Annotated in this window: 14 protein-coding genes; 3 read left to right on the top strand and 11 right to left on the bottom strand. The window is 38.3% G+C overall.

Going from position 1 to position 11,679, the window contains the following annotated elements:
* Positions 1-511: 511 nt before the first annotated feature.
* Both trmL and queG read right to left on the bottom strand, forming a co-directional pair.
* The gene (trmL, locus tag ACIQ7T_RS13275; protein WP_053485736.1) at positions 512-985 is read right to left on the bottom strand and encodes a tRNA (uridine(34)/cytosine(34)/5-carboxymethylaminomethyluridine(34)-2'-O)-methyltransferase TrmL; all 474 of its coding nucleotides are present in this window, start codon (positions 983-985) and stop codon (positions 512-514) included.
* A gap of 14 nt (positions 986-999) precedes the next feature.
* Positions 1,000-2,130 carry a tRNA epoxyqueuosine(34) reductase QueG gene (queG, locus tag ACIQ7T_RS13270; protein ID WP_402870894.1) on the bottom strand — a complete coding sequence of 377 codons (1,131 nt, stop codon included), beginning with the start codon at positions 2,128-2,130 and terminating at the stop codon, positions 1,000-1,002.
* A 59-nt stretch (positions 2,131-2,189) separates the two neighbouring features.
* Here queG and ACIQ7T_RS13265 point away from each other — a divergent pair, with 59 nt between their 5' ends.
* Together ACIQ7T_RS13265 and ACIQ7T_RS13260 are read left to right on the top strand one after the other, a co-directional pair.
* Positions 2,190-2,879, top strand: a complete 690-nt coding sequence (locus ACIQ7T_RS13265) for a B3/B4 domain-containing protein (RefSeq protein WP_402870892.1) — start codon at positions 2,190-2,192, stop codon at positions 2,877-2,879.
* Positions 2,880-2,894: 15 nt separating this feature from the next.
* The gene (locus ACIQ7T_RS13260; protein ID WP_370081003.1) at positions 2,895-3,404 is read left to right on the top strand and encodes a hypothetical protein; all 510 of its coding nucleotides are present in this window, start codon (positions 2,895-2,897) and stop codon (positions 3,402-3,404) included.
* A 117-nt stretch (positions 3,405-3,521) separates the two neighbouring features.
* Here ACIQ7T_RS13260 and ACIQ7T_RS13255 read toward each other — a convergent pair whose 3' ends face one another.
* From ACIQ7T_RS13255 to ACIQ7T_RS13230, 6 genes are all read right to left on the bottom strand, one after another.
* Entirely contained in the window at positions 3,522-4,187 is a 666-nt protein-coding gene (locus tag ACIQ7T_RS13255; RefSeq protein ID WP_370081005.1) for a hypothetical protein, read from the bottom strand.
* 418 nt (positions 4,188-4,605) lie between these two features.
* Positions 4,606-5,208, bottom strand: coding sequence for a hypothetical protein (locus ACIQ7T_RS13250; RefSeq protein WP_370081007.1), 603 nt, complete (start codon positions 5,206-5,208; stop codon positions 4,606-4,608).
* A gap of 461 nt (positions 5,209-5,669) precedes the next feature.
* Entirely contained in the window at positions 5,670-6,083 is a 414-nt protein-coding gene (locus ACIQ7T_RS13245) for a MerR family transcriptional regulator (protein WP_370081009.1), read from the bottom strand.
* 16 nt (positions 6,084-6,099) lie between these two features.
* Positions 6,100-7,107, bottom strand: coding sequence for a medium chain dehydrogenase/reductase family protein (locus ACIQ7T_RS13240; protein ID WP_370081011.1), 1,008 nt, complete (start codon positions 7,105-7,107; stop codon positions 6,100-6,102).
* A 375-nt stretch (positions 7,108-7,482) separates the two neighbouring features.
* Entirely contained in the window at positions 7,483-7,650 is a 168-nt protein-coding gene (locus ACIQ7T_RS13235; protein WP_199777815.1) for a hypothetical protein, read from the bottom strand.
* A 60-nt stretch (positions 7,651-7,710) separates the two neighbouring features.
* Positions 7,711-7,863: a hypothetical protein gene (locus tag ACIQ7T_RS13230; RefSeq protein ID WP_370081013.1), complete on the bottom strand. Its 153-nt coding sequence runs from the start codon at positions 7,861-7,863 to the stop codon at positions 7,711-7,713.
* Between the two features lie 260 nt (positions 7,864-8,123).
* On the opposite strand from ACIQ7T_RS13230, the gene ACIQ7T_RS13225 reads away from it, so the two are divergent.
* A complete protein-coding gene (locus tag ACIQ7T_RS13225; protein ID WP_370081015.1) occupies positions 8,124-9,710 on the top strand; it encodes a catalase in 1,587 nt (528 codons plus the stop codon).
* A gap of 95 nt (positions 9,711-9,805) precedes the next feature.
* Here ACIQ7T_RS13225 and ACIQ7T_RS13220 read toward each other — a convergent pair whose 3' ends face one another.
* From ACIQ7T_RS13220 to ACIQ7T_RS13210, 3 genes are all read right to left on the bottom strand, one after another.
* Complete coding sequence (locus ACIQ7T_RS13220; RefSeq protein ID WP_370081017.1) at positions 9,806-10,207, bottom strand: cytidine deaminase; 402 nt, start codon at positions 10,205-10,207, stop codon at positions 9,806-9,808.
* 51 nt (positions 10,208-10,258) lie between these two features.
* Positions 10,259-11,161: a S66 peptidase family protein gene (locus tag ACIQ7T_RS13215; protein ID WP_402870884.1), complete on the bottom strand. Its 903-nt coding sequence runs from the start codon at positions 11,159-11,161 to the stop codon at positions 10,259-10,261.
* Positions 11,162-11,247: 86 nt separating this feature from the next.
* Positions 11,248-11,403 (bottom strand): hypothetical protein, encoded by a 156-nt coding sequence (locus ACIQ7T_RS13210; RefSeq protein WP_402870882.1) that lies wholly within the window; start codon positions 11,401-11,403, stop codon positions 11,248-11,250.
* Positions 11,404-11,679: the final 276 nt, after the last annotated feature.

Below are 11,679 nucleotides of genomic sequence, written 5' to 3'. Positions count from 1 at the left end.
AGGTGCTTTCCGTCGCTTGACGAGCAATCCGTCGCTTGAGGAGTTCTTTCCGTCGCCTGACGGGTTTTATCCGTCACTTGCGAGGTTCTTTCCGTCGTTTGCTGGGTTCTTTCCGTCGCTTGACGAGCAATCCGTCGCTTGAGTAGTTCTTTCCGTCGCCTGACGGGTTTTATCCGTCACTTGCGAGGTGCTTTCCGTCGCTTGACGAGCAATCCGTCGCTTGAGGAGTTCTTTCCGTCGCCTGACGGGTTTTATCCGTCACTTGCGAGGTTCTTTCCGTCGCTTGACGAGCAATCCGTCGCTTGAGGAGTTCTTTCCATCGCCTGACGGGTTGTATCCGTCGCTCGCGAGGTGCTTTCCGTCGCTTGACGGGTTCTTTCCGTCGCCTGACGGGCTTTCCGTCACTTGACGGTCTTTCCGTCGCTTACGGAGTTCTAACCATCCCTTTTCGAATCCCTTCACGTCTTACAAAAAAGCAAAAGCAGTTCTCCATAAAAGGAGAACTGCTTTTTTAATGTAACCCTGGATATCCTTGTTGACGTAATGCCTCATAAATAACTATTGCTGCTGTATTCGATAGATTGAGTGAACGAACATGCTCACTCTGTGGAATTCGTAAGCACATATCTCGACGCTCATACGCAAAATCCTTTGGCAAGCCAGTCGTTTCTTTGCCAAACATGAAGTAAATATCTCGATCTTTATCACTAAAATCATGTGTCGTAAATGGTTCTTCACTATAGGTCTCAATTAAATAAACGTCGCCATTTTTGGATGCCTCTAAAAAATCCTCTAGCGAATCGTGATACACGACATTGACACTATGCCAATAATCTAAGCCGGCACGTTTTAGCATTTTATCGTCTGTGGAAAAACCAAGAGGACGAATTAAATGTAGTGACGTATTTGTGCCAGCACATGTGCGTGCAATATTTCCTGTATTTGCTGGAATTTCTGGTTGATATAAAACGATATGCAATGGCATAACGGTACACTTCCTTAACTAAAAAATTGTAAACCTTTATTAATTTCAACGAGCACTTCCTCGTCTTGTTCTTGTGCGTTTGCCTTGAGTAATGCAGATTGGGCCTGCTCCCCGCCTATCTTGCCTAAAGCCCATGCTGCTGTTCCTCGAATTACAGGTCGTTCATCCTTTTCAAGAAGCGCTACTAAATCTGGGACCGCAGCTTCTTCTTTAAAGTGAGCAAGTGCCAAAATAGCATTGCGTTGAATTGGCTTTTTCCCTCGCCATGAACCAGAAACATGGCCAAACTTTTCTTTAAAGTCACGATTTGAAATTGTCAAAAGTGGCACAAGTAATGGCTTTGCAAGCTCTGGATCAGGTTTAAATTCCTCATGCATCCAGTTAATCTTTCCTTTATTCTTTGGGCATACGGTCTGACATGTATCACAGCCATACAAACGATTACCAATATGGGTACGAAACTCATCAGGTAGCATTCCCTTAGTTTGTGTTAAAAAGGCTATACAACGTTGAGAGTCTAGCTGTCCGCCTTCGATTAACGCACCAGTTGGACAAACATCTAAACATAAGCGGCAATCCCCGCATTCATCCTCCATAGGCTTATCCGGAGCAAAAGGGATATTCGTGATTAGCTCTCCTAAATATACATAGGAACCGAACTCAGGCGTAATGATCGAGCAGTTTTTTCCGCTCCAACCTATTCCTGCACGTTCCGCAACTGCCCTATCGACAAGTGCCCCCGTATCAACCATTGATTCAATACGAACACCTTCTATGCGTTCCTCAAGCCATGCTGCTAATAATTTCAATCGCTCACGTAATGCTGTATGATAATCGATCCCCCAGGAAGCACGGCAAAAAATCCCGCGTCTTGCTCCCTTCTTGCCAACAGGTGCATTTTGCATACGCGACGGATATGCGACAGCTATCGCCACAATGCTCTCTGCTCCTTCTAACAATTGTAGGGGCTCGGTACGTTTTTCTATATCACTTTCTTCAAAGCCAGACTGATAGCCAAGCTCTTGCTGACGGCGCAGTCTATTTTTTAATTCTGTAAATGGAGCTGCTGTTGTAAAGCCAATTTTATCTACACCAATGGACATTGCATACGCCACAAATTCACGTTGTAGGTCATGTATGTTCATTTCATTTCCAACTCCTTACATGGTACAATAATAGAAATAGATAAAGTAGGTGATGTTTTATGGACATTTCAATTAATCAATCTCTATTGACACAACATCCCGAGCTTAAAATCGGCATTATTCATTATACCAAAATTGTCGTTGCAGAATCTCCTCAAATGATTAAAGGTCGCATGCAATTGTATCAGGAAAATCTCTTTTTAGAAATGCAAGATAATCCTGTAACGCAACGAGAGGGTATTGCAGAATGGCGACAACTATGGAAAAAGCTTGGTGCAGATCCGAACCGCTATCGCCACTCAGCAGAAAGTTTAATGCGCCGAATTAGTAAGCAAAATTATTTAACACCACTTCACTCTGGTGTTGATTTAAATAATTTCTTCTCCCTTCAATATGAGATTCCAGTAGGCTTATATGATGTAGCTAAACTAAAAGGAAATATAGAAATCGCACTTGGCAATGAGGAAACTGGCTATGAGGGCTTAAATGGTCGTTTTAATGCATTAAAAAATATCCTTAATAGCTATGATGCTGAAGGAGCATTTGGGTCACCATTTGTCGATTCTAAACGTACGTCTGTTTCAGAGGAAACGACCGAGGCTTTACATATCTTCTACCTCCGCCCATCATTGTCAGAAGAAAGTGCGGAAGAGCTTCTTGCATCTGCCAGTAAGATGTTTAATCAAATTCATGGTGGCGATTATAAAATGGCCTTATTAACAAGTGCAGCACCATCTACTACACTGTAAAAAGGATGTGTTTTCATGATTAATCTTGCAGAAGCCGTTAAGCTAAAAAGTATTTTAGCAAAAAAAGTTCAAGAACTCGTTGACGAATTACATCGTAGCGCTTTTGTAACTGTTGAAAAAGGACAAGCACCCAAAACAAGTAATCGTGCAATGAAGGTAATTGAAGCTGAATTAGCTCAAGTACGTCTCGATGTTCGTACATTGGATCGTTTAGTATATGAAGCAAATATAAAAAGCTCCGTGGACTTTAAAGGTGAAAAACTAGCATTAGTTGAAGCGATTGAGCTCGCAACACAGCTCCGCGCAGATGCTGAACTGTGCAAACAGTTTAGTATGCATGAAAAAGAGAGTGTACGCATGGGTTATGGTGAAAATACAATGCTTTATGAAATTGCTATGTATGAGCCAGATGAGTACCGCGAACGTGCTATTAAACTAGAAAAAGATGCCCATAAATTATCGAATCTGATCAATGCGAAGAATTATCGTGTTGAAATTAATTTTGATGATTCTCGTTATTTCTAATCTCAAGCATCAAGGCTATTATTTCTAAAATGAAATACAATAAAAAAGCATCCTTTTTGAGCTGTACCTCCAATTGTGTTTAACAATTCGGAGTGCAGCTTTGGGATGCTTTTTGTTCTACTTACTTAAATCATATTTAATTTCAAATTTCCCTATATCCCAATCAGCAAACAGAAAAGTTACATTAGTCTTAGTGTTAGGATCAGTATATGTATAAGCTTTATCCTCGTCAAAAGCAATATCACTTTCTTCGTCAAATTTATCTATATTCAATCCTAGTGCATCAGCAATTGACATAGCGGATATAATTCCTTCTGCCCATTCTCCTCCATTTTCAGCTTCATTTAATTCGGTTGCGGGGATTCCTTCTATAAAAATATTATATCCAATTATTTTTTTATCCTCATTATATTTAGCGTCTATTTTATAATGACCCTTATGTTTTTTAAAATCAGTATCCAATAAGATTTGTGAGAAAATATTTTCCTCTTTATTCAATTCACTAGTTATTGGTTCTGGCATTTTCGCTATTACAATTCCGTTTACTGGATTCTGTTTATATATATCAGCTCTGACATTGTATTTTTTAACAAACTTTTCTACCGCAGCCTTTGATTCAGGATCAACCTCTTCAAATTTTACTGGAACGACTTTCTCCTCCTTTACGACCGCTTCTTTTGTTTCCTGATCTTTTTTTACATCTGCCTCTTTTTTCTTCTCTGTTCCTTCTCCAGAACATCCAACTAGCATAACTGCTAGAAGTAATAATAAAACTTTCTTCATTACCTTTATTCCCTCCGAATGTATATCAATAAAAATATACGTTACTAGATTCAATGAAATAGAATTCAGTGCAAAAAATACTTAAATTACTATATTGCATCATCCTATTATAATTCTGACAAAATAAAGTTTCTGTTTCCACCCTTTCTTTCAACACTTTTCGACATTTTATGTAAAATTAAGGTTTTATGGAATAATAATATACAGAATATCAATTTTTAAAATCTCAATTACACAAAAGCAAATACAAAAGACAAGCCGAGGTTTCATCGCTTCTCAAGTCTATTAATAAGCAAAAAAGACTTGTATAGCTCTAAATCAATTAAAATAAATACAGCAAAGCAAAAAAGCATCTCTTGATCTGCATTGCAATTGTTAGACACAATTGAGATGTAGTTCATTAGAGATGCTTTTTGTTCTACTTAGTTAATTCAAATTTAAATTCAAACTTTCCTGCATCGACCTCAGTACAAAGATTAGTTACCTTATATGTAGAATCAGTATAAGAATCAGTGTCTCTATTTCCTTCAGCTTTAGCTAATGATTCGGTGAATTTACCCAAATCTAATCCTAGTGTTTGAGCAACTATTACAGCTGAAGTCATCCCTTCTGCCCATTCATCTCCCTCATCATTTACTTCTTTTTCAGGGAGTCCTTGAACAGAAAGATTATATCCAATTATTTTTTTATCCTTATTGTATTTAGCAACTAATTTGTAATGGCCCTTATATTCTTTAAAATCAGCTTCCAATAGAACTTGTGAGAAATCATTAAGTTCATTCGTTACAGGTTCTGGAATCATGTCTAATCCTATAGGTTGAACCTGTTTAAATAAAGTAAGCTTTTCATTGTATTCTTTGGCAAACTTTTCAACTGTAGCTTTTGATTCAGTATCGACTTCTTCAAATTTTACTGTAACGACCTCTTCTTTTTTTACATCTGCCTCTTTTTTCTTCTCTGTTCCTTCTCCAGAACATCCAACTAGCATAACTGCTAGAAGTAATAATAAAACTTTCTTCATTACCTTTATTCCCTCCGAATGCATATCGCTAAAAATATACGTTATTAGATTTAATGAAATAGAATTATAGTACAAAAAGTTTCTAAAATACTATATCATCTCCTCCTATTACAATTCTGACAAAATAAGGTGTACATTTCCACCTTTATTATTCGTCATTTTTCGACATTTTAAGTAAAATAAAGGATCTTGTTATATATTGAACTAAATCTAATGCATATAAAAAAGCGTTCAACCAATAGTGGCTAAACGCTTTTGATAGTCTATTTTTTTGCGAAAGCTCCGTGCTAACGTAGCAGAAGCAATAGATGTCTTTTGTGTGAAAACATAGGGGCAGTGCCACCGATACAGGTCAATTAGCCGTTTTCGCATGGATGCGATGATTTTAGGCTAACAACTCCTTTCTGATCCCGTGATATCCGCCGGAAGCTTAACTTCTCCTAGAAGAAGTTAAAATGTCTTTACGGGTTTGGAAGTCGATCATTTAGCATAGCTAAGTAAAAACTTCTTTTCTCATTTGCAAGAGTCATCACGTTTTCCAATTGCTCCAATTGTTGCTCTAGTAGATTAACATGTTTATTTAATAGTTCAATCCGTTTGTGTAAAATTTCCTGAATATCCTCTATTTGTTGATCATTTTGTGTTAATAGACAGCCATCTTCAGCAAACAAAGTAATATCCTTTAGCTTCATTCCTGTTTGCTTTAATCCATAAATAAATTGGATAAAGCGAAGATCCTGATCATTATATTGCCGAATCCCGTTTTGCTTCCCATCCAAACGATAAGGATTAGGTAAGAGACCCATTTTTTCATAATAACGAAGTGTATATGCAGAAATACCTGTTAATTTCGATATTTCACCAATTGAGTACATTAGGTTTTGTCCCCTTTCATTCACATATAAGAACAACCTTTCCTACAGATATTGATTTTTCAAGCAATTCTTGTGCATGTGCCGCTTCCCTTAAAGGAAGTCTGTAAGAAATCAGGGGATTGATTTTCCCTTCCTCTAACAATGAGAGTAGGAACCGAACATCTTCCTTAAACCAATCTAACTTTTCTTTTTTTAATGAGGTTATAGAGTAAAGATAGACAGGATTACCTTTCCCTGTAGTTCGATTTTCAGCCAAACTTTCCCACTCTTTGGTCCATTCTTCTGAATCTCCTTGCTGAAGAATCGAGGTATAGCCGTAACCTATGAAACGGCCATTGTTGCTTAAGGTATTCATCGAACGCTCATAATTCTGGCCTCCTATTGGATCAAATACAACATCCATACCTTCAGGAGCCTTATTACGAAGAGTATCTACAAAATCTTCGTTTCGATAGTCAATCGGCACGGCGCCGAATTGGGATACAATTGAATGTTTAGCCAAGGAAGCCGTGCCATACATGTCTAATTTCGCTAACTTTCCAAGCTCAAGCAATGCAGTACCAACCCCTCCACTTGCCCCGTGAATAAGGATACGTTCTCCCTCAGCTACCTTTGCAACCCGGTGAAGCATTTGATAGGCTGTTACATAATTTAAGATCACAGCAACCGCCGTTACGGAATCGATGTGAGCAGGAATCCCGACAACCTCATCATCCATCGCGTACACATAAGATGCATAGCCACCCGTTCCGTTAAAAAAGACGGCTACCTTATCCCCTATCAAATATTTTTGCACGCCTTCTCCCAACTCGTCAACAATCCCAATAGCATCGTATCCTGGAGTAAAGGGAGGTATAGGAGATAGCGGATATTTACCCTCTCTTCTCATAATATCCGCAAGTGCAACCCCTGCTGCTTGAACCTTAACTCGAATTTCTCCCCTTTCAGGTTTTCGTAGGGGCTCCTCTATCACATCAATAACCTGAGGTCCTCCGTATCGAGTTACAATTACTCGTGTATTCAAATCAAAACATCTCCTCTCAATAAAGATGTTTGTATTATATTTGTTAGAGTAAACTCTAAGTCAAGGAATCTATTTTGCATCAGCCAAGGTTTAAAGTTTTATTGCATAGACGATTTCCCTGAAACTGTATACAATAGATTTATGGAGTCGATGAGACTTCATATCGAATTGGATGTGCTGTTTTCAAAACTAGCTTTTTGGAGCTAACTTAAACAAAACCAATGACAAGTTACCTGTTACTGTATGACCAATGACTAATAACCAACTATAAGCAATGGCCATACTCAAACTACTTGATAATTATTTGAAAACGCCATCCAATAGCTCTCTTACATCTTGTGTGTAGGAGAGCTTTTTAGTTTAAAACAAAGTGCATCATTTTGCTTTAACGAATAAAGAAGTAACGTAGAAAATAAAGCCTATTGCAAAGGCAATTAATTGATCCAATAATAATTCATCATGAAGAAACCATCTTAACAAAAAGACTCCGCCGAAAATTAACATGATTAAAAACCCAACATATTTTAATCCATTATGTAGCATTTTCTATCTCCTTTTTTAAGTCTTCTATACACTCTCTTAATAATAAGCAAAAAAAGAGTGTTAACTTTCACTCTTTTTAATTCTATCTTTTAATTCCTTTATCTCTTTTTCTAATTGCAATATCTTTCTCTTTAAAACATCAGTTTGTGAGGCTGTATAAATTGCTAAGCCTAATCCCAACATAGCAATTGAAAACACGAATATTGTCGACACAATTTACACCCCTTAAAAGTAATTATCAAAGCCTACAGTAACTAAAGTAAAAATGTAGCTGTAATCTCCATATATCATAAATACTAACAAGAATTTCAAAACAGTCAAATCAATATTTTCTGATTTTAAAGCATATTTCGACAATAATCTTTAGAAGGAATCTAAAAAACCATAAAGGTATCACATGTAAGAGGGTTTTTAATGTCTAGTTCTCCCCTAGCATGGACAGAATGACTATATCCAAAGAAAGGGGTTAAACAATGACAAACCAACATGATTCAACAAACGAGCATGACATGACTTTGACAAATCGACAGGGACACCCTATTACTAACAATCAAAATATACGTACTGTCAGTAATCGAGGACCTGCAACCCTGGAAAACTATGATTTTATAGAAAAAATAAGTCACTTTGACCGTGAAAGAATTCCTGAGCGTGTTGTTCATGCGCGAGGTGCAGGGGCACATGGCTATTTTGAGACATATGGTGTTGTCGGGGATGATCCTATTTCTAAGTATACAAGGGCTAAAGTATTTCAGGATAAAGGGAAACAGACGCCTGTTTTTGTGCGCTTTTCAACAGTTATTCATGGTGGTCATTCACCAGAGACATTACGTGATCCACGAGGCTTTGCTGTAAAATTCTATACTGAGGATGGTAACTGGGATTTAGTCGGCAATAATTTAAAGATCTTCTTTATCCGTGATGCTATGAAATTCCCTGATATGATTCACGCCTTTAAGCCTGATCCCATTACAAATATTCAAGACGTTGAGCGTTTTTTTGATTTCTGTGCAAGCTCACCAGAATCCTTCCATATGGTGACATTCGTTTATTCACCATGGGGTATTCCTGCTAATTATCGAATGATGCAAGGCTCCGGCGTTAATACGTATAAATGGGTCAATAATGAAGGCAAAGCGGTCCTTGTAAAATATCATTGGGAACCTTTACAAGGCATTAAAAACTTAACACAAAAAGAAGCAGAAGAAATCCAAATGAAAAATTTCAATCATGCCACACAAGATTTATATGATGCCATTAAAAATGGTGATTATCCTGAATGGGAGCTTAACGTCCAAATTATGGAGGATGGTCCACATCCAGAGCTTGATTTTGATCCATTAGATGATACGAAGCTTTGGCCTAATGATCAATTCCCATGGTATCCAGTTGGTAAGATGGTGCTAAATAAAAATCCAGAAGATTATTTTGCTGAGGTTGAACAGGCTACATTCGGCACAGGTGTGCTTGTGGACGGATTGGATTTCTCGGACGATAAAATGCTACAAGGTCGTACCTTCTCTTATTCCGATACACAGCGTCATCGTGTAGGTGCAAACTATTTACAACTCCCTATCAATGCTCCTAAAAAACGAGTGGCAACCAATCAGAATGGTGGTCAAATGATGTATAAGCGTGATTTAGCTCCTGGACAAAATCCTCATATTAACTATGAGCCTTCGATGTTAAATGGTTTAAAGGAAGCTACTCAAGCGGCTAAAGAATATACACCACTCGTGGAAGGTAATCTCGTTCGAGAATCAATTGATCGTCAAAGTAATACGAAGCAAGCTGGCGAAACATATCGCAATTTTGAACAATGGGAGCGAGATGAGCTGCTTGAAAACTTAATTCGTGATTTAGCAGTCTGTCATATAGCCATTCAAGAAGCGATGATTGCATTAGCACAAGAAGCAGATGAAGAATACGGTCGTTTGTTAAAAGAAGGTTTACAAAAAGCTCGAAACGATTCTTCTTCATCAAAGCCACTTGGCAATATTGCTGGTGATGAAGCACCTCAAAAAGCTGTAGATAAAGGTCATGGCGCAGAGCCTTATTAAATCAAAAAGACATTACATATTTTCACAACAAATATGTAATGTCTTTTTTTAGTGACAGAAGTTATTCTTCATTACAATAGAAAAGAACTTTTTAATTATTTTTCGTATGCTTTATACCAATGATATGGTTGTATTTCTTTCAGTGTTTTAAATATCAATTCACCATTCGGATTAGTGATAGCCGCTTTTACATTTTCGCCCCAGTAAAAAAGCCTTTCTTGACATACACCACAAGGAGTTAACACAGTAAATACTGAATTTTCGTTTTCTCTGGCAATACAAATACTATGAGTAACCTTCGTATTAAGTTTATGCGCTTCAAGTATTGCACCGGTTTCCATGCACAATTCAGTAGAGGCATTAATAACGTCTGGTGCTACGCTCGTTAAAATCTGACCATCTTCAGTATACATTGCTGCAGCACCACCCCAACCAGAAGGATATCTTTTTTCGATCAATTCTACCACCGACTGATATAATTTTCGCTCAATATTCATCTTCTTTCCCCCTGTTTTTAATCAATTTAACATAACATAAAATGCTTCTTTTTAATGCACACCAGGCAAAATCTTTAGTACCTTTTCCTGTGCATCTAAAATAGCATCTACACCTAATGGTATAGCAATATTCGTTGAATCATGGCCAATTTTAAAGCCTGCTACAACCGGAACGCCTAAATCTGCAAAATAATCCTTCACTAAAGTAAATAGCGCAGCTTCATCCGCTTCTGTTTGTGTAAAGGAACCGATAACAACACCGGCTAACTGCTCAAGCTTTCTCGCCTGCTTTAATTGCTGCAGCATCGAATCGATTTTTGGGATAGATTCTCCAAGCTCCTCAATCAATAAAATGCGACCTTCCGTGCTAACTTCAAATTTTGTACCCAATGTGTTAACAAGACGACGTAAATTTCCGCCAATAATCTCACCGCGAGCTACACCAGGTGCAATCGTTGTTAATGGGGAAATATCCTCTGTATACTGTAATTCTATCGGTGAAAATAGCTGTAAAAACATCTTCTTTGATATATCATCTATTCTTCCTACAGACATCAGTAGCGGTCCGTGAAACGTCACTAAATTAGCATATTCGTTAATCGCGCAATGTAAATATGTAAGATCAGAGAAGCCCCAGAAAATTTTTGGATTTTCCTCAAGTAGTCCGTAGTCAATCTTTTCCGCAATGCGTGCAGAGCCATAGCCCCCCTTAGCACAAAAAATTGCCTTCACCTCTGGATTTCTCACCATTTCATGAAAATCATCCAGACGATCTTCATCACTACCTGCTAGGTAATCGTGCTTTGCCTGAATGGTATCCCCAATTATATAGTTAAGCCCTAATTCTTCAAGAAAGGCTATAGCATCTCCTAGCTTTTCGAGCTGTGCTGGACTAGATAAAGCCACAAGACCTACTGTATCGCCCTTTTGTAAATGTGGTACGGTGCTTTTCACCCTAACCCCTCCTATAGTTTTTTCTTATTCTAGCATATAGATAATATTGTAGCATTGATTCATAGCGAAGTTAGTTTTGATAAAATTTAAATTTCCGGATGAATGTCCGTCGCTTTGGTGATTCTTTCCGTCACTCTGATGGCTCTACTTTCCGCCGCTTTGACGGCTCTATCCACGACTTTGGCTGTTCTTTCCGCCATTTTGACGTTTCTATCCACGACTTTGACTGTTCTATCTGCCATCTTGACGTTTCTATCCACGACTTTGGCTGTTCTTTCCGCCGCTTTGGCTCTCCTATCCGTCTCTCTGATTTCTATCCGTCTCTCTCGCCTTCACATCCGTCACTTCGGCTGTTCTTTCCGTCGCTTTGGCCTTTCTTTCCGTCGCTCTGGCTCCCCTATCCGTCTCTCTGATTTCTATCCGTCTCTCTCGCCTTCACATCCGTCACTTCGGCTGTTCTTTCCGTCGCTCTGGCTCTCCTATCCGTCGCTCTGATTTCTATCCGTCTCTCTCGCCTT

This window comes from Lysinibacillus sp. NPDC096212 (genome assembly GCF_044763105.1).
Taxonomy (GTDB): Bacteria; Bacillota; Bacilli; order Bacillales_A; family Planococcaceae; genus Lysinibacillus.
The sequence above is the reverse complement of the archived record's forward strand: the minus strand, read 5'-3'. Positions and strand labels throughout refer to the sequence as shown.